This is a genomic window from Methylobacterium sp. J-068 (assembly GCF_022829445.1).
Taxonomy (GTDB): domain Bacteria; phylum Pseudomonadota; class Alphaproteobacteria; order Rhizobiales; family Beijerinckiaceae; genus Methylobacterium.
On the sequence record NZ_JAKSXY010000092.1, the window covers coordinates 105,788 to 126,592 of the forward strand.

The following is a 20,805-nucleotide window of genomic DNA, read 5'->3' on the forward strand; positions in this document are numbered from 1 at the left end:
CGGTCCGGTGAGCGTCGAGGCCTTCGCGTCGTCCCCGACCATGCGGACGTAAATCCGCCGGCATCGTATCCCGTATCCCATGGCGTCCGGGGCGGATGTCCCGGCATCGGATCAAACGCGCCGGACGTAACCCACCGGCCGCGATTGGCATCAGGGGGATTCCATGAGCATCAAGTCCATTCTCGCCGCGGCGGCCCTCGCCCTCGCGCTCCCGGCCGTCGTCCAGGCGCAGGGTCTCGTGCGCGGCGCACAGGAGGGTGCCGAGGACGGGCGCGCGGCCGGCGGTCCCATCGGGGCCATCGTCGGCGGCGCCATCGGCGCGGCGACCGGCACCGTCAACGGCATCCTCGGCGTCGACGACCGTCCGCGCTTCCGCACCTACGTCCGCGGCGAGCGCCGCGCGTCCTACGCCTACGACGGCGACGTCCGGGTCGGTACGGTCCTGCCATCGGCCGGCGTGAGCTACTACGACGTCCCGGAGGAATACGGCGCCCGCGGGCACCGCTACACCGTCGTCAACGGCCGCACCGTCCTGGTCGAGCGTGGCAGCGGCCGCATCGTCGAGGTCATCGACTGAGCGACGCGAGGGAACGCCACGGGCCGCGTGCCCGTGGCGTTACGAGGCGTGGCCTAGAGCAGGAATCGGAGGCAGGCCGCAAGGGCGGCCGTGGAGGCGAGCGGCAGACCCACCACCGCGACCATGGCCGCGGCCCGCATGCCCCGCGGCTCGTTGTCGTTGTCCGCGAACCGGGCAAGGGTCAGGTGCCAGCGAGCAATGACGACCTCGGTGTGCATCGCCCCGGACGCGTTCGTCTCGGTCATGGGTCGCCTCCTCGAACGGACCCTCCCATAGCACGGGACGGGTCATCGGTCCGCTACAGCGGCCCCTTCGCGGAACGCGTCCGGACGGCGGGTCCCTCCCTCGCCCCGCGGCATCGAAACATCAGCCTTGAGGCCGAAGCACGAAGTCGTCGGCGACCTCCAGGGTGTGGACGTCGAACCGGGCGAGCAGCGCCGTGCCGAAGCTCGTCGAGATGGCCACGTCGGTGGCGTCACGACCGCGGGCTATGACGACCCGCCCGATCCGTCTGGCGTCGTGACGGGCGTCGAAGGTGTACCAGCGCGGGCCGTCGGGGCCGTCGAGGTAGACCTCGAACCACGCCGAGAAGTCCATCGGGTTGGGGTCCACGGGCACGCCGATGTCGCCGAGGTAGCCCGTGCAGTACCGGGCCGGGATGTTCATGCACCGGCACAGGGTGACGGCGAGGTGGGCGAAGTCCCGGCAGACGCCGATCCGCTGGTGATACCCGTCGAAGGCCGAGCGCGTCGCGTCGGCGAGTTGATAGTCGAAGCGGATGCGCTCGTGCGCCCAGGTGACGATGGCCTGGACCCGTTCCCACCCCTCGGGGGCATTGCCGAACAGCGACCAGGCCGTGCCGGCGAGCTTGTCGGTGTCGCAGTAGCGCGATCCGAGCAGGTAGACCAACGCATCGTCCGGGAGGTCCTGGACCGCGATCTGGCGGGCATCCGGCGCGTAAGCGTCCGGTTCGCCGGTATCGGCGATCAGGAAGTCCGCCGAGACCGTCATCCGCCCGCCCGGGGAGACGAGGCGAACGCAGGTGTTGCCGAACCCGTCCGAATAGGTCCGCATCGGCACCGGCGGGTCGGCCCGCATCGCGTCCGAGGTCAGCAGGTCGTGGGCGCGGGAAGGGTGGACGTTCAACTGGTAGATGATCGGCGTCGGACCGAACGTGTCGTAGCCGATGGTGTATCCAGCCCTGATCCTCATGGTCCACCTCGTGGTTGGGAGGTTCGCCGCCCCATTCGGTTCGGCGGTGTCCGGCGATGCCTGCATGTGCCGTGCCCCGCCCGGGGGCGACCGGCTCAGAGGGTGAGCAGCAACGCGGAGTACCCGGCAGCCCCGAGCGCGAAGGCCCAGAACCGGCTCTGGCGCTTGCTCGGCACTTCGTCCTTTAGGACGTTGAGGATCACGCCGCCGCCAAGGAAGGCCGTCAGGGCGGCGACGGCCGCGTCCGAGACTGCCGTGGCCGCGCCGACGGCGAACCCGGCAAGTACGGCGACGACGAGGACCCAGCGCCCGATCCTGCGGTAGGCGGCCTTGTGGTCCTCGTTCAGGCCGTAGTCGGTGACGACGAAGTGCAGCGCCATGGCCACCGTGAAGAAGGCCAGGGAAGCGGGCCCCGTCGCCTCGCGATGGAGAAGGAGATAACCAACGAGGCCGTTATAGAGGCCGAAGGACCCCATGTGGATCCAGAACACCCCGGCCCCGGTGCCGACGTCGACCGAGGCGCCGCGGGCATCGGTGACAGGGATGCCGGCCCTGCGGGAGCGGTCGACCTTGGCGAGCCGGTCGAGCCCGTAGAATGTCATCAGGCCGGTGAGCGCGATCAGGTAGACGTGGCGCTCCGAGAAGCCGCCGAATGTGTCCCCCGCCATGCGGCCGACGCTGGCCTCGCCACCGGCCAGTTCCGGGAGGAAATGGACGAACACGTAGGCCACCGCGACCCCGCCCGCGGCGGAGAGCCAGACGCTTCGAGGTGAGCCGTCCAGGAATCGTAGGGTCGGCGTCACGACGTGGACGACCCCGAGCAGGATCACCGCAAGGGCCGCCATGGGCACCATCGCGCCAGTCACTCGCCGGCCTTCGAGGCGGCCGCGGCATCGGGGCTCCCTACGCGCTGCCGGCGGACGAGTTCGATGGGGGGCAGGCCGACGATGTCGTAGGTCGCCGAGGCGATACCGATGCCGGCCGCGTCGAACGCCGTGAGGATATCCCGGCTCATCGCGTCCTTGGCGCCGCGGATCTGGTGCGTGCCGAGGATAAACCGGACCGTCAGTTCGAGCCAGTTGTCGGTGATGCGGTAGAACACCCGAGGTTCCAGGTCGACCGGCTCGACCCCGAAGCGTTCCTGCAACTTGGCCTTGGCCTCGACGGTCATGGCGTTCGTGTCCAGCGCGTGCCTCCGGGCGGCCTCCAGCATCACCGCCTCGGCCCTGGCCCGGTCCGCCTGGTAGGTCACCGGCACGGCCATCTCCTCCCAGATGAACGGGAAGTCCCGGGTGTAGTTGAACACCGGCTCGGAGAAGATCTGGGCGTTGCTCACCGTCACGATGCGGCCGGTGAACTGCCGGCTGCGCACCCACATCGCCGGCGAGGCGCCCTGGACCGAGGGTGGCTGGCCCATCTCCATGATGGTGGTCTGAATGAAGCCGAGGCGCAGCACGTCGCCGCGCACGCCGCCCATCGAGATGCGGTCGCCGACCGTGAAGGTCGCCCCGCGCAGGATGACGAAGTAGCCGGCCAGCGAGGTGATGACCTGCTGCAGGGCGAAGGCGAGGCCGGCCGACAGCAGCCCGAAGGCGGTCGCCAGGCGCGTCGGATCGTTAAACCAGATGGAGAGCAGGCCGAGGACGAGCAGGACCGCCGCGAGCAGGCTGATGCCCTGACGCGTCCAGAACTTGGTCTGGAGCGTGGCGTGGTCGGTGCGCGTCAAGACAAGCCCGACCAGGGCGCGCAGCCCGAACCCGCCCCCGAGGACGACGGCGATGAACACCAGCGACAGGACGAGCTTACGCCCGTTCTCGGCGTTGACGCCGACCCAATTGATTCCGAACAGATGCAAGGGGACGCCCCGGGTGGCGGTGTTTGACCCGGCCGCCGTGCGGCGGCCGGGCGACGAGGGACGACGTCAGCGGCGGCCGTGGACGAGCAGCGCGAGGCCGTAGCCGACCGCGCCCGCGATCAGCATCGCGACCAGCGGGCTCTCTTCGACCTGGTGGCGGACGGCCCGGGTACCGTCCCGGGCGTAGTCGCCGGCGTGCTCGTACAGGTCGCGGGCGTAGCCTCCGACGTCGCGTGCGGCATCCTCCGCCCGTCCATGGAGGTCCTGCGCGCGACCCTCGACCTGGCGCCGCCGGCCCTCGACCCGGTCACGCTCGCCGCCCGTGACGGCACCGACCGCGCTCTGGACCTTGCCGCGGATCTCCTTCGCGGTCCCGGCGACCCGGTCGCCGTCGATGCCGCCGCGTTCGACCGCATCCCCCACGGCGTCGGCGGCGTCGCGCACCGCGTCCTTGGCCTGCCCGTACAGGTTCTCGACGTTGCCCTTGGCCTCGTTGGCCACGCCCCTCGCCTGGGTCTCACGGTCGCCGGTCAGTTCCCCGGCCTTGCCCTGCACCTTGCCGCCGAGTTCCTTGGCGGCGCCGGTGATGCGGTTCTCGTCCATGTCGTCTCTCCTGTCGTCACGGCGGGGGGTTAGATATAGTGCATCCGATGCCGGCCGGCCTCAGTCGGGCTTCACGGGCGTCGCGGCCGGCGCCGGTGGGGTCGAGAGTTGCTGCCGGGTGTCGGCCAGCTTGGCCTGTGCATCCGCGAGCTCGGCCCGGGCGGAGCGCAGCTTCTCCTCGACGTCCGCCACCTCCTTGTTCCTGGCGGACATCGTCTCCGTCAGCGTCGCAAGCTGGCCCTGCGCGTCGGCCTGCCGCTTCTTCAGCGCCTCCAACGCCGCGGCGGCCTCGTCGCGGTCCGAGGTCAGCTTCAGGACCGACTGCTCCGCCTGTCCCCGCTCGGCGGTGACACGGTCCCGCTCGGCCTGCGCCGTCGCGAGATCCTTCCGGGTGCCGTCCAGGGTCTCCCGTGCCTGCGTGGCTTGCTGGGTCATCTGCTCGTTCCCGGCGACGAGCTTTTCGCGGTTCGCGGTCAGGCCGGCGACCGCCTGCTCCAGGTCGCCGCGCTGCTTGGTCGCCTGCTCGGTCGCGGTCCGGGCATCCGCGAGTTCCTTCTGTGCCACGGCCGCCCCCTCACGGGCCTTCTGCTGACGCTCCTCGGCTTTGGCGAGGTCGGCGGTCTTTCCGTTGGCCTCTTGGGCCATGGCGGCGATGTCGGCGCGCAGCCTGGCTTCCTGCTGCCGGGCGTCCTCGACCCGACGCCCGACGTCGGCGAGTTCCTGGGTTCGGGCGGTGGCAGCCTTCTCCGCGGCGGTGGTCGCGTCGCGCAGGGGGGCGAGCTTCCGTTCCGCCTCCGTCACCTGGGTCTGGAGGTCGGACAGGCGCTTCGTCTCCGCATCGGACGCCGCCTTCGCCTCGCCGGCCTTCCGTTCGGCCACCTGTCGCTCCTCGGCAAGGCCGGCCGCCTTCGCCTTGGCCTCCTCGCCGGCCTGGGTCGCTTGCTTCACCTCGGTCTCGGACGTGGCGATCCTGGCCTGCAGGGCCGCGAGGGTGCCGGCGGTGGACCGCTGCTGGTCGAGGTCCGTCTGCAGGGCCGTCCGCTGGCCCTCCAACTCGCCGATGCGGTGATCCCTGGCGCCGCGTTGCTTGGCACCGGCGATGGAGGCCACGACCAGCCAGAGCAGCAGCACGGCGGCGATGACCGCCAGGCTGAACGGGAGGGGGCGGCGAAGCTCGGAACGATAGTCGACGGCCATGGCGGTCCTTCGGGTTCGAGGGGTATCAGGTCAGATCGAAGCGGTGGCATCGCCCGGGGTCGATTCGGCACCTGCGGCTCCGGGCTCGGGTCCACGGACGGGCGGGGCCGAGCCCGCATGTCCCGCCTCCACCAAGGAGCCGATCATCGTCAGGAGCGCGCGGTGCTCGGGCGATCCGTTCCCGGAGGCGAGGAAGGTCGTGAGCTCGATACGCGACGGCAATCCGCCGGACGGACCGTTCGGCTCGTGGAAAACGAACACGTCAGCCGCATCGTCGCCATGGCAGAGGAACCACCGGTCGTCGTTGCCACTGGCATGGATCTGCGTTCGCATGGTCGGCATCGGCGGGTCCCTCCGGTGGTGGCGCTAGAACTCTGTTGGCTTGATGCCGGCCTTCTCCAGCCGCTGCTCAAGCTCGGCCGGCAGGGCCTGCACCGCCTGGCGCACCGGCATCTGCAGCACCGGGTCGAGGGCGCGCATCGTCGAGTACAATCCCGCCGCGGCGGCTCCGTTGAGGAGCGGAGCAAGAACGAATAGCCAGAGCTGCCCCACGGCGTCCCAGCCGGCGAACAGGGCCGGGCCGATGCTCCGGGCCGGGTTGACCGAGGTGTTGGTCACCGGAATCGAGACGAGATGGATCACCACCAGGACGACGCCGATGGCGAGGCCGGCGAAACCCACCGGCGCCTTCAGGTCGGTCGCCCCGAGTATGGTGAGGACGAGGAGCGCCGTCATCACGAACTCGACGATGAACGCCGCCGTCACGTTGTAGTGGCCCGGCGAGCGCGCGTCGTAGCCGTTCGAGGCGAAGCCCGAGGCGACGTCGAAGCCGGGATGCCCCTGCGCGACGACGTAGAGGACGTAGGCTGCGACGACGGCACCGAGGACCTGGGCGGCCATGTAGCCGGGCAGGCGCGCCGCATTGAACTTCCGGCTCAGGGTCAGGCCCAGCGTGACCGCGGGATTGAGGTGGCAGCCGGAGATAGGACCCAGAGCGTAGATCATCGCCATCAGGACGAAGCCGAAGGACAGCGCGACACCGGCATAGCCGATGTGGTCCGCCGCAAGGACCGCGCTGCCGCAGCCGCAGAACACCAGGACGAAGGTGCCGATGAACTCGGCGAGGTAGGGACGCATCAGCGGGGGTCCTTCGGGAGGGTGATGCCGGAGGCCAAGGTGGAAGTGATCGCCGTCGCCGCGTACCGGTCGGGATCGCGCACGGCGCGGTAGGTCGCCGGCCCACGCGGCTCCTTGCCCTTGAGCAGCATCGTGGCACCGAGGCACATCAGCAGCACCGGCACCGGGTTGCGCCGCACCGCCTCCAGCGCCCCGTCGTAGAGGCCGGCCCCGGTCGCGTCGCGCCGGACGGTGCCGAGCACGTCCTCGACGATCCCGGTGGGGGTGAGGCGCTGGGTAAGCCTGTCCAGCGTCCGGTCCAGGCGGACACGGCTCGCTTGGATCTCAAGCTCCAAGCCATCTGCGTCACTCGTCATGCGTCACGCGCTCCTTGATGACGACGGCATCCTGCCGGAGCTGCCGGCCCGTCCGGGTCGGTATGAGTCCGTCGACCGAGAACCGGCTCCTGGCGGTGAGCGCCAGGACGATGCCGATGACGAGGAAGGGGGTGCCAACGATCAGGGCGGCGAGCGCCTCCGAGCCGACGACGGTGGCGAGCCACTTCACCAGGGCGTCGACCAAGACCAGGAAGCCGACGACGGCGAACACAGCTGCGGCGGCCATCGCCGCGAGGCCGACGATCAGGCGGCGCAGGTTGTCGGCCATCTCCTGACGGAACAGGGCAATCTCGCCCCGCAGGATATCACCGGCACCGCGGAGTGCCTCGGCCATCAGACCCTGGAGCCCTCCGGAGGGCGGGGGTGGGGGAACGGCGCTCACGGATACCCGCCCCAGGCCTGCCTGGGCTCACCAGGGGACTTGGGGGCATCGCCGTTCCCGGACCGCAGGAGGTGGAAAGTGCTATACCCGAGCGCACTGGCCACCAAGGCCGTCGCCAGCGGGTTGCCTCGCGCCACCGCTTCGGCATCGCGAAGGAGTTCGCGCAAGCCACGGCGTGCGACGTGGTTCGAGAGCGCGTCGAGGTTGTCGGCGACCGTGTGGACGAAGGGCTTTGCCCGCGCCTGCCCGTCGAGCTTGCCGCCGCCCGAACGCAACGCGCGGGCAAGTTCGGACAGGAAGCCGGCCGCCTCGGTCCTGCGCCGGTCGGCATAGCCGCTCGCCTGATCACGCACGGCGTCTGCTAGGCCCGCCGGCGAGCGCACCGCCTGCATAGGGCCGTCGACGGCGGGTGATAGTCCCGCAGATCGGGTCGGATCGTTCATGGTGCTGCTCCGGACCTGCGGGACGATGTTGGAATGGGGGACCGACCTAGCGGCGACCGTGGACGACCATCGCGAGGAGGTAGCCGAGTGCGCCCGCCATCGCCGCCATCATCAGCGGAGACTCCTTGGCGTAGCTCGTCACCGTGTCGGCGCCCTGGCGGTAGGCGCGCCCGGCGTCGGGGAAGGCATCGCGACCCTGCTTCAGCGCGCCCTGTGCAAGATCACCGGCCTGGTCGGCCACGTCGCGCACGGCGTCCTTGGCCTGCCCGTACAGGTTCTCGACGTTGCCCTTGGCCTCATTGGCGGCGCCCTTGGCCTTGGTCTCGCGGTCGCCGGTCACGTCGCCGACGGCGCCCTGGACCTTGCCGCCGAACTCCTTCGCGGCACCGGTGATGCGGTTCTCGTCCATGGGTTTTCTCCTGAATGGGGCCGGACGCGCGGGATGCGCGTCCGGCGGTGGGGTGAAGGTCGTTTACTTCTTGGCGCTCTTGCCGTGGGCCTTGGTCGAGCTCTCGTGCGCCTTCTCGGAGTGGCCGTGGGCCTCCTTGGAGTGCTTGGCGGCCTTCTCCTCGTCGCCCTTCTCGTGATGCTCGGCGGCGGTCTTGTGCGACTTGGCGGCGGCCTCGTGGTGCTTGGCGGCCTCGTCGTGCGCGGTCTTGGCCATGGTGGTGTTCCTCGTGCGGCACCGTCACGGTGCTCGTTGCGGTCGTGTCGACCGGCGCGTCCGGGCGGGACGGATCCCGACCGGCGTGCGGGATGTCCTCAGGCGCGCCGCCTCAGAGGGCGGGCAGCCTGCCGTCGGGGGTGTAGCGGTCCACCGCCGAGGGAAGCTCCCGGGAGAGCCTGGAAAGCAGTTCGTCGTGCGACAGCCCGGTCTGCCGGGACAGGGCGTCCATGACGTCGGGACCGATGGCCTGGCGCAGCTGGGGCGGGGCGATCTCGTGGTTGGGACCGTGGTTCACCCAGGAATCGGCGGCCGCGCCGTGGCCGTTCTGCCGGAAGCGCTCGACCAGCTGACCCAGCCCCCCGCCGAGCACGTTGCTGACGCCGGCCCCGCCGAGCGCACCGCCGATGTTGCCGAGCAGGCCCCCGAGGCCGGCCTGGCCGGGCGCGGCCGCGGACCCCGCTCCGGGGGCGGGATGACCGCCGCCGAGCATCTCGGCGATCTTGTCCTTGTTCTGGAACCCGGCCACGGCAAGCAGGCCGAGCAGGGCGGTCATGGAAGGGAAGCCGTCACTCATCGCGTGTCTCCTGTCGCCGTCGATGCCGTCCGCTGCGCCCCAAGGTCGGGCCTAGCCGGTCGTCGGGTTGGTCGGGTTGTCGTCGGTCGGTCCGAGCCTCTCGGTCTCCGGACGGTCGTCGGTCGGAACCTCTTCCAGGGCCATGTCGGGGGGCGTCGTGCCGCGAGCCGGCATCGGGTCCGTCGAAGCATCGGCGGGAGGCTTTGGCGACTCTCCGGTATCCGCAAGGTTGAAGTCGTACCCTTGCGAGCCGACCTCGGTGGCCTGGATGGTTAGGACCTTGCAGCCGTGGACCGACCCGTGGGGACCGTGCACGATCCCGGCCGCGTGCGTGAGGTACGTTCCGGGACCGAGGCTACGGCCGGCGTCGACGAGGTCGCCCTCCAGCACGTAGTGGGCTTCCGCCCCGTTCCTGTGGAAGTGCGCCGGGATGTCGGCGCCCGGCTTGATGTGGATGATCGTGGCGACCACGCCGCGCGCGGCGTCCATGTTGAGCAACTGGGCCTCGATGCCGTCCGGCGTCGCTCCAGGCAGCTTGATGCCGGACGTCTCGATCTCGTCGGCCACGGCGATCAGCGAACCGTCGGCTGCCTGCGTCATCGGGAATGATCCTCGTTTGGCTCGGTGCGTGTGTGCGTCATCGGGGGCGTCGGCTCTCGGCCTGCTGTGACCAACCCTCCTCGGAGGACTCCTGCATCCCGTAACGGGCGATAGCCGAACGGCAGCCGTCGGAGACCTGCGCTATCCTGGCTCGGAAGCATGCCTCGACATGGTCGGCGTTCGGATCGATGCCGGCGCAGAGCCTGCGGTAGTCGCCGGTGCAGGCCAACCTAAGCGTCTCAACCGAGGCGCCGAGGTCCCTGGCCCGGGCCGCCGCGGGCGGTAGGGCGACCAGCGCGGTCAGCACCAGGATGCGAGATCGGATCATGACGCTGGCATCCGATGGCGGGCGCATGCATTTGCACCGGGATGGGGACGGCCGATGGGCCGCCCCCGACAGCGAGGTTCAGAGCGGCTTGCGCGGGACGGTTCCGTTCGTCGTGTCGGTCGTGCCGGTACGCTCGACGTTGCCGCGCTCGTCGGTGACCTCGACCTCGGTATGGCGCACTTTGTCGGTCACGGTCTCGACGCGCTGCGTCGCGTCCTTGCGGATGCCGACCTCGCCGACGACGCGGGCCTCCTTCGAGACCACAGCCTGCTCGCGCATCTCGGTGGCCTCGATGACCTTGTCCTCGAACAGGGCCATGTCACCCGGGGTCACCGCCCGGTCGACCACGCGGCGATCGACGTGCACGGTCTCGTCCCGCAGGGTGACGTTCTCGCTGACGTCCTTCTCGACCGCGTAGGAGCGGACGCGGACCCGGCCGCTGTCGACCATGCGCTTACCGACGTTGAGCCGCTCCTCGACCACCGGGATGTAGTCGGTGCCCTGGGCGGTCCCCTGAGCCGCGACGGCCTCGGTGGAACCGGCCGCACGCAGACCGGTCGTGGCGGTCGTCGACGCGGGAGCAACGGCCGCGACCGGCGCGCCTGCAGCCTGTCCGGTCCAACCCTCCTTGCGCCACGACGCCTCGCGCTCGTCCATGTCGACGGAGCCGTGCTCTTCCATGATGTCGTAGGTCCGCTCGGCGTACCCGTCCTCGACGGTCGCGCTGAGCATGGTGCCCCCGCGATTGAGGCCCTCGGCGTGGGCGTGGCGGTCGTCCTCCGGCATGAAGAACTCCTTCAGCGAGCCCCACATGCCGCCCTCGTGGGTGGCGGCCGTCGTACCGGTCTGGCTGCCGGACAAGATTCTGATGCCGGCCTCGGGAATGCCGAGTGCGACGAGCTTGGCCTGCGCGGCGGTGGCCTCGGGGTAGGTGTCGTACATTGCGGTGATGGTCTGGGTCATGAGTCGATGTCCGGCTGTGGCGTTGGGATCAGGGCCGTGACGGTCCCCTCGGGGGACACGCGTTCGATCACGGCGTGCTGTCTGCGCAGCGTCACCGGCATCTCGACGTCCTCGCCCGCCGTGGTCTGGCGGACATGCACCTCCTCCCGCAGGACGAGGCGCTTCTCGACGACGAGGATCTCTTCCAGGACCGGGATGATCGTCACCCCGTTCGCCTCGCGGACCACCGGGGGCACTTCGCCCTCGGCCAGGGTCCGGTTGATGGCCACCCGGGTGACCCCGACCATGTCGCTGCGCAGGGTCTCGCGCAGGACTTGGTCGACGGTCTCGGTTCGGGTCGAGACCCGCACGCGCCCGGTCTCCACCGCCCGCCTGTCGATGCGGGCGTTCTCGGCGATCAGCGGGAGGACCGCCTCCTCGCCGATGGCGACCTCCGCTGCCTGCTGGTCCCGCGTCCCCAAGGGATGCGGCTCGGTGGCGGCGGGGTCGCCCACGATCAGACCCGGCGCTGGGTCGTGACGGTGGGTGCGGTGCGGGTGAGCACCGGATCGACGGCTGCACCGCGGCCGGCGAAGAAGGCGGCGAGGGCACCGAGGATCAGTGCCAGGGCGCCGTAGAGCGCCCCCTGCGAGGCTACACGTGCCGTGGCGTCGGCCGCCTGCTTGGCCTGCTCTTTGGTCTTCGCGACCGTGTCGTTGAACTGCTGCACGTACTGGGCGACCTGCGTCCGGGCCTGATCGACCGGGATGCCCTGCGCCTTGGCCAGTGCCTGGGCGGCCTTCTCCTGCGCGTCCTTCTGCTGGGCGGCGTCGCCGGTCACCGCGGCGCGCATGGCGCTGACGGCAGCGTTCTTGAGGGCTTCGGGATCATTGCCGGTCGTGCCGCGGACCTGGCTCTCGATATTCGAGAACGGGTTGTCCATGCCCGGCAGCGACGGGGCCGCAGCCTGCGCAGCGGTCTTCACCGAGCCGCCGATCAGGTTGCCGGCGCCGCCGAGCGTACTCGACACCGCGCTCGACGCGCCGCTGACGATGCCTCCGACCGCCGAGGACAGCAGGTAAACGACGACCAGGGTCGAGACCGCCCAGGCGAGGAGCCCGTGGTAGGCGGTGGTGGTGTTGGCGGGCTTCCCCGAGAGGCGCCCGGCGAGCCAGCCGCCGGCGGTGGAGGCGAGGATGCCGGAGATCACGAACCAGATCCCGGCGCCGGACGAGAGGCTGCCGGCGGTCGGGGTGCCGTTGCCGGCCGGGTCGACGGTCGACAGCCCGATGCCGAGCCCGACCATGTTCAGGATGACTTGGGCGACGAGCGCGATCACGGCGCCGGCGATCACGGCGCCCCAGGAGACGGAGTGCAGCGCCATCGTGCGCATGTCCTCGGCCGGGGTGGCCAAGCTGGTGGTCGGCAGGTCGCGGTCGTAGGCCGGACGGGTGGTGTCTGGTGTCAACGCCATCGTGGAAACTCTTTCGTCGGGAAGTGTCGGGTCGGACTTCAGCCGAGGATCGGCGGAAGCGGGTTCGGCCGGGTCAGAGGACCCGGCGGCGGCCCATCAGGGCGTGGTAGAGCCACAGCACGATCACGGCGCCGACGACGGCGACGAGCAGGCTGTAGAGGTTCACCCCGGAGACGCCAGGCTGGCCGAACTGGTTGAACAGGAAGCCGCCGACGACGGCGCCGACGACGCCGAGCAGGATGTCGACGATGAGGCCCTGTCCGGTGTTGTTGACGATCTTGCTGCCGATGAAGCCGGCGATCAGGCCGAGCACGATCCAGGCGAGGAGGGACATGGAAGATCTCCGGGCATGCGTGGTCGGTCGGTGCCGAGGCCGCGCGGGAAGGGATGGGGTGTGGGCTACTCTCGGTCACGGCGTTCGCGATAAGGCGGCTGCCTACCGCCGAACTTGCCTGCGTTCGTCCGCTCGACGGTCGGACCCGATACGCGACAAGCGCTTCCGCGACCGCGATGTTCCGCCGATTAACATCCAATAAAGCCGCAAGTTCACCGCGTTGGTTCGTAGCGAATATACGCGGTTTCGGTTTTCGTCAGTCGGCGCCGGGTTCGAGCTTCCGATCCTTGCGTCGTTTCCCCCTTGGGTTCGACGGCGTGATCCCGGGTTCGCGGCCGGGATCTCCGGTGAGCTTCTCCAGGGCGTCCCGTACCGAGGCCCTGACCTGTTCCAGGATCGGCTCGGGCTTGTCCGTCGGCTTGGGTTCGTCGGCCATTCGCCTTCCGGTCGACGCCCAGCCTTGCGTCGTGGTTGAAGATAGCCCTGGTCCCGTCGGGTGCAAATCGTCGGAACGTACCTGTTCAGATGTTTTATGTACTGGTCAGGTCACCGGGAAGCCGTGGTCCCGGCCCCAGACCACGGCCTGGGTGCGCCGGTTGACGCCGATCTTACGGTAGAGCGCGGCGGCGTGGTTGCGCACGGTGCTTCCCGATAGCACCAGGGCCTGGCCGATGGCCTTGTCACTCTGTCCCCGGCAGATCAGGTCGAGCACCTGCCGTTCGCGGGCGGTGAGGTCGGGCGTCGCGGGCCGCGCACCCTCGCCGGGGTTCCGCAGAACCGAAAGCTTCTCGACCAGGCCGCGGCTGAACCAGGAGGCGTCTGTCATCACGGTCTCGATGGCCGAGTACAGCTCGCGTTCGGAACGCTTGCGCTCGGTGATGTCCTGCAACACGGCCAGCACGGCATCCTCGCCGTTGATGACCACGCGCTCGGCCGAGACTAGGCAATCGAGCGCCGTCCCACCCCCGTCGCGCACGCAGGTCTCGACGCCGAGAGCGGACCCTTCGTTCGCCAGGGTCGCCTCGAACCGCTCGCGGGCGGCGGCGTCGACCCAGAGGCCGGTCTCGGCGACCGTCCGCCCGAGGGTATCCCCCTCGGCACGGCCGAACACCCGGACGAACGCCTCGTTGACGCCTGTCACGATGTGGTCGCTCGCACGGGTCAGCACGGTCGGGACCGGGGTCAGCCGGAACGCCTTGGCGAAGCGCTCCTCGCTCTGGCGCAGGGAGGTCTCCGCCTTTCGGCGCGGTTCCAGGTCCGCGAAGGTGAACAGCATGCAGGCAACGTCGCCCATCTCGATGGGTTGGCCGGCGACGATCACGGCGTGCGTGCCACCGCCCGGGCGCTTCAGGAACGCCTCGCGATGGGGGATCGGCTCTCCGGCGTTCAGGTGCTCCAACGCCCTCTCGCGCCCGTGGGCGTCGGCAAGGAGGTCGACCTCGTACACGCTGCGCCCGAGGACCTTGTCGCGCACGTAACCTGTGATCTCCAGGAACCCCGTGTTTACGCGGACCAGCCGCAGGTCGGTCAGGCGGACGATCACGGCGGGGGCGGGGTTAGCGGCGAACGCGCTCTCGAAGCGCTCCTCGGCCTCGAATTGTGCCGAGATGTCCTTGATGATCAATGCCAGGAAGGTCGGGCGGCCGCCCGCGTCGGTGACCACGAGGCTGCGCAGGGAATGCACGAAGTCGATACCGGGCCGGTCGGCGTGCCTGACCTCGACGACGACGTCGCGGAAGGTCTCGCCGTCCATGACGCGCTCGATGGGGTAGCGGCCGGGCGCACGGTTGTTGCGGTAACGAAGGCTGAAGCGCGCGCGGTAGGCGTCGACCGTCGCGCCGAGGTCGGACAGAGCCGCCACGCCGTGCATCGCCAGCGCCGCGTCGTTGGCCCAGGAGATGCGCTGGTCCGGCTCGACCAGGATCACCCCCTCGCTCAGGCCGGCGACGAGCTGGCGGAGTTCCGAGCGGTTGGCATCGGTCGCGACGGGTCCACGTCCGGGGCCATGGCCGCCAGCGCCCCGTGGTTCGATCTCGCGCCCGGGGGTGCGTCGGCTTCCGACCGAAGCATTTTTCGGGTTGACCTTTGGATTCATGGTCGCCCCCGTAGGCTTGGCTCAGCGTCGCGGCAGGACGGCAGAGCCGGATCGTGTCACGCAACACTAGCATGTCGGGCCGTGGGCGTCCCCGTCCGCAACGCCACGAGGTCCTCCGGGACAAATCGAAGCTTTCGGCGTTGAGGTGCGATGCGCCGCGGAACGTGGCGTGACCGGGAATCCCGCATGCCGATGGACGACGCCGTAGCCGCGAAGCCGCCCGCCCAGGTGCCGCCCCCGCTCGTGCCCGGCCTGCGCGGCCTGCTGACCCTCGCGGTCGGGGTCGTGCTGATCGCGGCCCTGTACTTCGGGCGCGAGGTGTTCATCCCCCTCGTGCTGGCGGTGCTCCTCAGCTTCGTCCTGGCCCCGGTGGTCAACCTGCTCCGGCGGATCAAGCTCGGGCGCGTCCCCTCCGTTATCGTCGCCGTCCTTCTCGCGCTCGGCGTGATCGGCGGCATTGGCGCGGTCATCGGCACGCAGGTGGCCGGGCTCGCCGGCAACCTGCCGCAGTACCAGGCCACGGTCTCCAAGAAGTTCGCCGGCCTGCAGCAGGGCTGGCTCGGAGAGGCCAATCGGGTCATCTCGAAGTTCAGCCACCAAGTCCACGATGCCACCCAGAAGGCTGACGCCGCCGGCACTACCGCGGCGACCGACCCAGGGGGTGACACGCCGAAGGCGCAGCTCGTCCGGGTGCAGGAACCCGAGATCTCGCCGCTCGCGCTTGCTGAGAAGGTATTGGGCCCGATCTTCGAGCCCCTGACCACGGTCGGCATCGTGCTCGTCGTGGTGGTGTTCCTGCTGCTGCAGCGCGAGGACCTGCGCAACCGCATGATCCGCCTGTTCGGATCGAGAGATCTGCACCGCACCACCGTGGCGATGGATGATGCGGCCGGTCGCCTCGGGACCTACTTCCTCGCCCAGCTCGGCATGAACGCCGCGTTCGGCGTCATCGTCGGCGTCGGCCTGTGGTTCATCGGCGTGCCCAATCCCCTCCTCTGGGGCGTGTTCTCCGCGCTGATGCGCTTCGTGCCCTACATCGGCGCGTTCATCTCTGGGATCCTTCCAGTGGCGCTGGCGGTTGCTGTCGATCCGGGCTGGAACATGGTCATCGCCACGGCGGCGCTGTTCCTGATCGCCGAGCCGGTGTTCGGGCAGGTCATCGAGCCACTGCTCTACGGCCACTCCACCGGGCTCTCGCCGTTCGCGGTGATCGTCTCGACCCTGTTCTGGGGCTTCCTGTGGGGACCCATCGGCCTGATCCTGGCGACCCCGTTCACAGTCTGCCTCGTGGTGCTTGGTCGCCACGTCGACAGCCTGGAGTTCCTCGACATTCTGCTCGGCGACCGGCCGCCGCTGACCCCGGTCGAGAACTTCTACCAGCGCATGCTGGCCGGCGACCCGGACGAGGCCCGGGACCTCGGCGAGCAGATGCTGAAGGAGCGCTCCCTGTCGTCGTACTACGACGAGGTGGCGCTGAAGGGCCTGCAGCTCGCCGCCAACGACTACGCCCGCGGCGTGGTCACACCGGCGCAGCTTGAGAACATCCGGGCCTCGGCGCGGTCTCTGGTCGAGGACTTCGAGGACCACCCGGACGTCGAGCCGGCCGGCACCGACGCGACGGTCAACCCGAACGACACTCCGACGCTCGCCGAGCTGGCGCATCCGAAGAACGAGGCCGTACCCGGCCAAGCGCCCTCTCGCGAGGCGCTGCCGGAGGCGTGGCGCGGCGAGGCGCCGGTGCTGTGCCTGGCCGGGCGCGGCCCCCTCGACGAGGCCTCCTCGGCGATGCTGGCGCAACTGCTGCGCAAGCACGGGCTTGGCGCGCGCGTAACGGCCTACCAGTCCGCCTCACGCGAGGGCATCCGCGACCTCGACCTCTCGGGCGTGGCGATGGTGTGCATCTCCTACCTCGACATCACCGGCAACCCGTCGCACCTGCGCTACCTGCTGGAGCGTCTCCGTAGGAAGTCGGGGGACATCAGGCTGTTGGTCGGCCTATGGCCGCAGGGCGAGGCGGTCCTGACCGATACGGACCTCGGCCGGCAGGTCGGGGCCGACGCATATGTGTCGTCGCTGCGCGGCGCGGTCGAGGCGTGCCTGAGGGAGGCGGGCGCGACGGCCACGGACGACGAGACCCCGGCCGCGGCGAACGCCGCCTGAAGCTGGAACCCGCCAATGGCTTGGCGGTTTTCAGGCGCAATATAGCTAAGCCTCGGACAGCCGCCGTGAAGACAATCGCCGCCCTCACGATCTCCCTGCTGGCCGCCGCGCCCGCCATCGCAGCCGAGACGCCGAACGTCGTCCGGGTCGTTGTGAAGCCGGCGACGGTCCAGATGGCCGCAGTCGTGAACGCCGCCCCCGCACCCGTCGCGCAGGCAGCGTCGAACAAGAAGGTACGCGTCGTGCTCGCCTCGCCTTTCGGCAACTGATGTCTGCCGGCCGTCACGATTGTCCGACGGCCCCTGGAGCCGATCTTCGGGCTTGCCGTCCGCACGCCGCCGCAATCATCCGCTAGGACTTCCCGGCCTCGACGGACCGTGACCCGGTCACCCGTCCCGGCCATGGTTCGGGGGTGCGGGTGTTTCCACGATTTGCATGTGCCGGGCGGGCACTGGCCGCCACGTTGGTAGCCGCCGTCCTCGTAAGCCTCGGGGCCTGCGGCGGACGCCCGACCGGCGTGTTGCTGCCCATCGCCGACATGGCACCGGTCGCCGGCACGTCCCGCGTCGAGATGCTGGTCGCCACGACCCGCAAGTCCGCGACCGACCGCGGCGTGCTGTTCTCCGGCGAGCGCGGCGAGGCGGTGACCTACACCGACCTCGCTGTGTCGATCCCGCCCGACGCCACCCGCCAGCCAGGCACCGTGCAGTGGCCGGAACGCCTGCCCGGCAACCCCGCCACCGACTTCGTCGCGCTCCGCGCCGAGCCGGTGGACCGCGGAAAGGTCGCGGCCTGGACCGGCAAGGCGGTCAGGGGACGCGGCAAGCGCCACGTCCTGGTGTTCGTGCACGGGTTCAACAACAAGTTCGAGGACGCCGTCTTCCGCTTCGCGCAGATCGTGCACGATTCCGGCGCCGAGGTCGCGCCAGTGCTGTTCACCTGGCCGTCCCGCGGTTCGGTGCTCGCCTACGGCTACGACCGGGAAAGCACCAACTTCTCGCGTAACGGACTGGAGACGCTGCTGCGCGACCTTACCAAGGACCCGAATGTTGGCGAGGTCACGGTGCTCGCCCACTCCATGGGCAACTGGCTCACCCTGGAGAGCCTCCGTCAGATGGCCATCCGCGACAAACGCGTGGCGCCCAAGATCCGGAACGTCATCCTGGCGGCCCCCGACGTCGACATGGACCTCGCACGGGGCGCCTTCCACGACATGGGCAAGGACCGTCCGCGTCTGACACTGATGGTCTCGGGCGATGACCAGGCGCTGGCCGTGTCGCGCCTTGTCTGGGGCGACAGCGTACGTCTCGGCGCCATCGACCCGAATGCCGAACCCTACAAGTCTGAGCTGGAGCGCGAGAACATCGGCGTGCTCAACCTATCCTCGGTAAAATCCGACGACGCCCTCAACCACGGCAAGTTCGCCTCCGGCGACGTCGTCGCCCTACTGGGCAAGCGATTAGCAGATGGCCAGCCGATCTCGGATGGCAAGGTCGGGATTGGGGACAAGCTCGTGAGCACGGCGGCGGGTGCCGCCTCCACGGTGGCCACCGGCGCCGCGCTGGCGGTGGCGGCGCCGGTGGCCCTCGTCGATCCGCAGACGCGAGAGACCTACGGCGACCACCTCTCGAACGTCGGCAGCGGTTTCAGGGACACCGTCGGCTCGACGGTCGACCTCGCTGGGGCACCGGTCCGCGCCGTCACAGGCGCCGGGCGGTAGTACGCCGGCCGCCGACTTCGGCGACGTTGGGTTATTCGGACTCGGTCGGGAATTGTTGTCGCATGAACAAGGAACAGTGGCCGCATCCGTGTGGGTGACAATGCCTCGGGCGGGGATACTGGCTTGAACCAATCAAGCCGTGTCGCCCTGGGTGCTCGCCGCTCCCTTATCCGGATGCGGATATGCTATCCCTCGTCTTCGAGGTGATGCGGACGAACCACCGACGGCTTTCGGACGGTTCCCGGGCCTACGACGATCCGGCCTGGAGCGCTTTGATGGAAACTAGCGTGGCAACGGCGGTGTTGTGCATCGTGGGCGGCGGCATCGCGGCCCAGGTTCTCGCGGCGCGCCTGCGCATCCCGGCCATCGTCCTCCTGCTCGGGGTCGGGTTCCTCGTCGGACCCGTGCTCGGCTGGCTGCACCCGTCCGCCGAGTTCGGTCCGAATCTGCGGCCGCTGATCGGCCTGGCGGTGGCCATCGTCGTCTTCGAAGGCGGTCTCGCCCTCGACTTCCGTGAACTTCGTGCGTCCGGCGAGGGCGTACTCCGGCTCACCACCTTCGCCCTGCCCATCAACTTCGTTCTTGGCACGCTCGCCGCCCACCTGATCGGCGGGATGATGTGGGGGCCGGCTTCTGTGTTCGGGGCCATCCTCGTCGTCACCGGACCGACCGTCATCCTGCCGCTCCTGCGCCATGCCCGCCTGGAGCGCCGCTCGGCCGCGTTCCTGAAGTGGGAGGCCATCGTCAACGATCCGGTCGGCGCCATCCTCACGGCAGTCGTCATCGAGATCCTCGTCGAAGTGCCCAACCACGTGGCGGAGGAAGCGGTGGGTTCCCTCGCGCTCCACCTCGCGGAGGGCGTGCTCGTCGCCAGCGGACTGGGCGTTGGTTCGGCGCTTTTCGTGGCTTGGGCATTCCGGCGCGACCTCATCCCGGAGACGCTGAAGACGCCGGTTCTGCTCGCGCTCGCACTCGTCGCCTACGTCGTACCGAACCTGCTGATGCACGAGGCCGGCCTGATCGGCGCAACCGTGTTCGGCATCGCGCTTGCCAACCGGCACGTGCCCGGGCTGGGGGAACTGCGCCGCTTCAAGGAAGCTCTCGTCGTCCTTCTGGTGTCCTGCCTGTTCGTGGTGCTGACCGCCGACCTCGACGTCGCCGTCCTCGGCAAGCTGACCCTGCCGATTCTGGGACTTACGGCGGCGGTCCTCTTCGTGGTGCGCCCGGCGGCGATCTGGCTCGCGACCCTGCGCAGCGACCTCTCGTGGCGCGAACGCCTATTCGTTGGCTGGATCGGGCCGCGCGGCATCGTCGCGGCGGCCGTGGCCGGCCTTGCCGGTCCGAGGCTGAGCGCGGCCGGCTATGCCGGCGGCGACCTCATCCAGCCGACCGTGTTCGCGGTCATCGTCTCGACCGTGCTCGCCCACGGGTTCTCACTGGCACCGCTCGCGCGCAGGTTCGGCCTCTCGACCGCCGCCGATACGCAGCGCCTCGCGGTCGTCGGAGCCTCCCCATGGGCAAGCGATCTCGTGATCGCGCTGCATCGAGCGAGTGTGCCGGTCGTGCTGGTGGACACCTATCCTGGCGCCCTGCGAACGGCACGGGAAGCCGGGGTGCCGACGTTGCAGGTCGAGCTTCTGTCACGTCACGCCGAGGAGAGCTTGGCCGACCATCCGCCGGACCACCTGATCGCCGCCACCCGGGACGAACTCTACAACGCCCTTGTGTGCACGCGGCTGGCCCCCGAACTCGGCCGGGAGCGGGTCTACCAGCTCGCGCCCTCGGCCGACCACCTACTGCACGAAGACACCGGGGTCAGCCGGGATGCCCGCGGCAAGGTACTCGGGGACGGGAACCTCGACTTCGATGCCATGGCCGGACGGCACGAAGCGGGATGGGGGTTCGCCTTAGTCGGATTTGACGACAACCATGCCGAGGGCGACCTCCGCCTGCTCTCGATAGGCGCGGACGGTGTCATCGAACTCTCCTCTGCCGACCATGAGCCCAGGGAGGCATCCGTAGATGGAAGGTTGCTCGTCCTTCGCTCTCCGGTCGTCAAGGCGTCGAGCATTGAGCGCGACGAAATCGCGCCCGTACTCCTGTGAAACAAACGTTCTTCATGACGTTT

At 69.6% G+C, this 20,805-nt stretch carries 27 protein-coding genes; 5 read left to right on the forward strand and 22 right to left on the reverse strand.

Annotation, left to right across the window (positions count from 1 at the left end):
• The first annotated feature begins 163 nt into the window (after positions 1–163).
• On the forward strand, positions 164–577 hold the full coding sequence (locus MKK54_RS15140) for a DUF1236 domain-containing protein (RefSeq protein WP_244012020.1): 414 nt from the start codon (positions 164–166) through the stop codon (positions 575–577).
• A gap of 53 nt (positions 578–630) precedes the next feature.
• Here the strand turns inward: MKK54_RS15140 and MKK54_RS15145 are convergent, their stop codons facing one another.
• The 22 genes from MKK54_RS15145 to MKK54_RS15250 all read right to left on the reverse strand — a co-directional run bounded on the left by MKK54_RS15145 (position 631) and on the right by MKK54_RS15250 (position 14,797).
• Positions 631–822: a hypothetical protein gene (locus tag MKK54_RS15145; protein ID WP_244012021.1), complete on the reverse strand. Its 192-nt coding sequence runs from the start codon at positions 820–822 to the stop codon at positions 631–633.
• Positions 823–943: 121 nt separating this feature from the next.
• Positions 944–1,789 (reverse strand): transglutaminase-like domain-containing protein, encoded by an 846-nt coding sequence (locus MKK54_RS15150; protein ID WP_244012022.1) that lies wholly within the window; start codon positions 1,787–1,789, stop codon positions 944–946.
• 95 nt (positions 1,790–1,884) lie between these two features.
• Complete coding sequence (locus MKK54_RS15155; protein WP_244012023.1) at positions 1,885–2,634, reverse strand: hypothetical protein; 750 nt, start codon at positions 2,632–2,634, stop codon at positions 1,885–1,887.
• A gap of 17 nt (positions 2,635–2,651) precedes the next feature.
• On the reverse strand, positions 2,652–3,644 hold the full coding sequence (locus MKK54_RS15160) for a mechanosensitive ion channel family protein (RefSeq protein WP_244012024.1): 993 nt from the start codon (positions 3,642–3,644) through the stop codon (positions 2,652–2,654).
• A gap of 66 nt (positions 3,645–3,710) precedes the next feature.
• Entirely contained in the window at positions 3,711–4,247 is a 537-nt protein-coding gene (locus tag MKK54_RS15165) for a CsbD family protein (RefSeq protein WP_244012025.1), read from the reverse strand.
• Between the two features lie 60 nt (positions 4,248–4,307).
• Complete coding sequence (locus tag MKK54_RS15170) at positions 4,308–5,444, reverse strand: chromosome partitioning protein ParA (protein WP_244012026.1); 1,137 nt, start codon at positions 5,442–5,444, stop codon at positions 4,308–4,310.
• 30 nt (positions 5,445–5,474) lie between these two features.
• Positions 5,475–5,786, reverse strand: a complete 312-nt coding sequence (locus MKK54_RS15175) for a hypothetical protein (protein ID WP_244012027.1) — start codon at positions 5,784–5,786, stop codon at positions 5,475–5,477.
• Between the two features lie 24 nt (positions 5,787–5,810).
• Positions 5,811–6,581, reverse strand: coding sequence for an aquaporin Z (gene aqpZ / locus MKK54_RS15180; RefSeq protein ID WP_244012028.1), 771 nt, complete (start codon positions 6,579–6,581; stop codon positions 5,811–5,813).
• Entirely contained in the window at positions 6,581–6,937 is a 357-nt protein-coding gene (locus MKK54_RS15185) for a DUF3618 domain-containing protein (protein WP_244012029.1), read from the reverse strand. Before MKK54_RS15185 ends, aqpZ begins: the two co-directional genes overlap by 1 nt.
• Positions 6,927–7,292 (reverse strand): phage holin family protein, encoded by a 366-nt coding sequence (locus MKK54_RS15190; protein WP_244012030.1) that lies wholly within the window; start codon positions 7,290–7,292, stop codon positions 6,927–6,929. Before MKK54_RS15190 ends, MKK54_RS15185 begins: the two co-directional genes overlap by 11 nt.
• Before the next feature lie 44 nt (positions 7,293–7,336).
• The gene (locus tag MKK54_RS15195) at positions 7,337–7,783 is read right to left on the reverse strand and encodes a hypothetical protein (protein ID WP_244012031.1); all 447 of its coding nucleotides are present in this window, start codon (positions 7,781–7,783) and stop codon (positions 7,337–7,339) included.
• A 46-nt stretch (positions 7,784–7,829) separates the two neighbouring features.
• A complete protein-coding gene (locus tag MKK54_RS15200; RefSeq protein WP_244012032.1) occupies positions 7,830–8,192 on the reverse strand; it encodes a CsbD family protein in 363 nt (120 codons plus the stop codon).
• A 63-nt stretch (positions 8,193–8,255) separates the two neighbouring features.
• The gene (locus MKK54_RS15205; protein WP_091713696.1) at positions 8,256–8,447 is read right to left on the reverse strand and encodes a hypothetical protein; all 192 of its coding nucleotides are present in this window, start codon (positions 8,445–8,447) and stop codon (positions 8,256–8,258) included.
• Between the two features lie 112 nt (positions 8,448–8,559).
• Positions 8,560–9,024: a YidB family protein gene (locus MKK54_RS15210; protein ID WP_244012033.1), complete on the reverse strand. Its 465-nt coding sequence runs from the start codon at positions 9,022–9,024 to the stop codon at positions 8,560–8,562.
• A 51-nt stretch (positions 9,025–9,075) separates the two neighbouring features.
• Positions 9,076–9,624: a cupin domain-containing protein gene (locus MKK54_RS15215; protein WP_244012034.1), complete on the reverse strand. Its 549-nt coding sequence runs from the start codon at positions 9,622–9,624 to the stop codon at positions 9,076–9,078.
• Positions 9,625–9,661: 37 nt separating this feature from the next.
• Positions 9,662–9,952: a 3',5'-cyclic-nucleotide phosphodiesterase gene (locus MKK54_RS15220; RefSeq protein ID WP_244012035.1), complete on the reverse strand. Its 291-nt coding sequence runs from the start codon at positions 9,950–9,952 to the stop codon at positions 9,662–9,664.
• 78 nt (positions 9,953–10,030) lie between these two features.
• Entirely contained in the window at positions 10,031–10,915 is an 885-nt protein-coding gene (locus tag MKK54_RS15225; protein ID WP_244012036.1) for a YsnF/AvaK domain-containing protein, read from the reverse strand.
• Positions 10,912–11,409, reverse strand: coding sequence for a YsnF/AvaK domain-containing protein (locus MKK54_RS15230; protein WP_244012037.1), 498 nt, complete (start codon positions 11,407–11,409; stop codon positions 10,912–10,914). The genes MKK54_RS15225 and MKK54_RS15230 overlap by 4 nt, the downstream gene beginning before the upstream one ends.
• Positions 11,410–11,411: 2 nt before the next feature.
• Positions 11,412–12,368: a PhnA-like protein gene (locus MKK54_RS15235; protein ID WP_244012038.1), complete on the reverse strand. Its 957-nt coding sequence runs from the start codon at positions 12,366–12,368 to the stop codon at positions 11,412–11,414.
• Positions 12,369–12,441: 73 nt separating this feature from the next.
• Complete coding sequence (locus MKK54_RS15240; protein ID WP_244012039.1) at positions 12,442–12,702, reverse strand: GlsB/YeaQ/YmgE family stress response membrane protein; 261 nt, start codon at positions 12,700–12,702, stop codon at positions 12,442–12,444.
• 256 nt (positions 12,703–12,958) lie between these two features.
• A complete protein-coding gene (locus tag MKK54_RS15245; RefSeq protein WP_244012040.1) occupies positions 12,959–13,138 on the reverse strand; it encodes a hypothetical protein in 180 nt (59 codons plus the stop codon).
• Between the two features lie 105 nt (positions 13,139–13,243).
• Positions 13,244–14,797, reverse strand: a complete 1,554-nt coding sequence (locus MKK54_RS15250) for a helix-turn-helix transcriptional regulator (protein ID WP_244012041.1) — start codon at positions 14,795–14,797, stop codon at positions 13,244–13,246.
• A gap of 186 nt (positions 14,798–14,983) precedes the next feature.
• On the opposite strand from MKK54_RS15250, the gene MKK54_RS15255 reads away from it, so the two are divergent.
• The 4 genes from MKK54_RS15255 (at position 14,984) to MKK54_RS15270 (ending at position 20,782) form a co-directional block, all read left to right on the forward strand.
• Positions 14,984–16,957, forward strand: a complete 1,974-nt coding sequence (locus tag MKK54_RS15255) for an AI-2E family transporter (protein WP_244012042.1) — start codon at positions 14,984–14,986, stop codon at positions 16,955–16,957.
• 65 nt (positions 16,958–17,022) lie between these two features.
• Positions 17,023–17,226: a hypothetical protein gene (locus MKK54_RS15260; protein ID WP_244012043.1), complete on the forward strand. Its 204-nt coding sequence runs from the start codon at positions 17,023–17,025 to the stop codon at positions 17,224–17,226.
• A gap of 248 nt (positions 17,227–17,474) precedes the next feature.
• Positions 17,475–18,677, forward strand: a complete 1,203-nt coding sequence (locus tag MKK54_RS15265) for an alpha/beta hydrolase (protein WP_244012044.1) — start codon at positions 17,475–17,477, stop codon at positions 18,675–18,677.
• Between the two features lie 275 nt (positions 18,678–18,952).
• Entirely contained in the window at positions 18,953–20,782 is a 1,830-nt protein-coding gene (locus MKK54_RS15270) for a cation:proton antiporter (RefSeq protein WP_244012080.1), read from the forward strand.
• Positions 20,783–20,805 lie beyond the last annotated feature (23 nt).

Bases quoted from the DNA above. Each gene is read 5' to 3' on its own strand.
- MKK54_RS15190 (WP_244012030.1), bottom strand. From the start codon at position 7,292: ATGGCCGAGGCACTCCGCGGTGCCGGTGATATCCTGCGGGGCGAGATT.
- MKK54_RS15205 (WP_091713696.1), bottom strand. From the start codon at position 8,447: ATGGCCAAGACCGCGCACGACGAGGCCGCCAAGCACCACGAGGCCGCC.
- MKK54_RS15175 (WP_244012027.1), bottom strand. From the start codon at position 5,786: ATGCCGACCATGCGAACGCAGATCCATGCCAGTGGCAACGACGACCGG.
- MKK54_RS15215 (WP_244012034.1), bottom strand. From the start codon at position 9,624: ATGACGCAGGCAGCCGACGGTTCGCTGATCGCCGTGGCCGACGAGATC.
- MKK54_RS15200 (WP_244012032.1), bottom strand. From the start codon at position 8,192: ATGGACGAGAACCGCATCACCGGTGCCGCGAAGGAGTTCGGCGGCAAG.
- MKK54_RS15195 (WP_244012031.1), bottom strand. From the start codon at position 7,783: ATGAACGATCCGACCCGATCTGCGGGACTATCACCCGCCGTCGACGGC.
- MKK54_RS15240 (WP_244012039.1), bottom strand. From the start codon at position 12,702: ATGTCCCTCCTCGCCTGGATCGTGCTCGGCCTGATCGCCGGCTTCATC.
- MKK54_RS15270 (WP_244012080.1), top strand. From the start codon at position 18,953: ATGGAAACTAGCGTGGCAACGGCGGTGTTGTGCATCGTGGGCGGCGGC.
- MKK54_RS15185 (WP_244012029.1), bottom strand. From the start codon at position 6,937: ATGACGAGTGACGCAGATGGCTTGGAGCTTGAGATCCAAGCGAGCCGT.
- MKK54_RS15155 (WP_244012023.1), bottom strand. From the start codon at position 2,634: ATGGCGGCCCTTGCGGTGATCCTGCTCGGGGTCGTCCACGTCGTGACG.
- aqpZ (WP_244012028.1), bottom strand. From the start codon at position 6,581: ATGCGTCCCTACCTCGCCGAGTTCATCGGCACCTTCGTCCTGGTGTTC.
- MKK54_RS15210 (WP_244012033.1), bottom strand. From the start codon at position 9,024: ATGAGTGACGGCTTCCCTTCCATGACCGCCCTGCTCGGCCTGCTTGCC.
- MKK54_RS15140 (WP_244012020.1), top strand. From the start codon at position 164: ATGAGCATCAAGTCCATTCTCGCCGCGGCGGCCCTCGCCCTCGCGCTC.
- MKK54_RS15150 (WP_244012022.1), bottom strand. From the start codon at position 1,789: ATGAGGATCAGGGCTGGATACACCATCGGCTACGACACGTTCGGTCCG.
- MKK54_RS15225 (WP_244012036.1), bottom strand. From the start codon at position 10,915: ATGACCCAGACCATCACCGCAATGTACGACACCTACCCCGAGGCCACC.
- MKK54_RS15145 (WP_244012021.1), bottom strand. From the start codon at position 822: ATGACCGAGACGAACGCGTCCGGGGCGATGCACACCGAGGTCGTCATT.
- MKK54_RS15220 (WP_244012035.1), bottom strand. From the start codon at position 9,952: ATGATCCGATCTCGCATCCTGGTGCTGACCGCGCTGGTCGCCCTACCG.
- MKK54_RS15165 (WP_244012025.1), bottom strand. From the start codon at position 4,247: ATGGACGAGAACCGCATCACCGGCGCCGCCAAGGAACTCGGCGGCAAG.
- MKK54_RS15255 (WP_244012042.1), top strand. From the start codon at position 14,984: ATGCCGATGGACGACGCCGTAGCCGCGAAGCCGCCCGCCCAGGTGCCG.
- MKK54_RS15235 (WP_244012038.1), bottom strand. From the start codon at position 12,368: ATGGCGTTGACACCAGACACCACCCGTCCGGCCTACGACCGCGACCTG.
- MKK54_RS15245 (WP_244012040.1), bottom strand. From the start codon at position 13,138: ATGGCCGACGAACCCAAGCCGACGGACAAGCCCGAGCCGATCCTGGAA.
- MKK54_RS15250 (WP_244012041.1), bottom strand. From the start codon at position 14,797: ATGAATCCAAAGGTCAACCCGAAAAATGCTTCGGTCGGAAGCCGACGC.
- MKK54_RS15170 (WP_244012026.1), bottom strand. From the start codon at position 5,444: ATGGCCGTCGACTATCGTTCCGAGCTTCGCCGCCCCCTCCCGTTCAGC.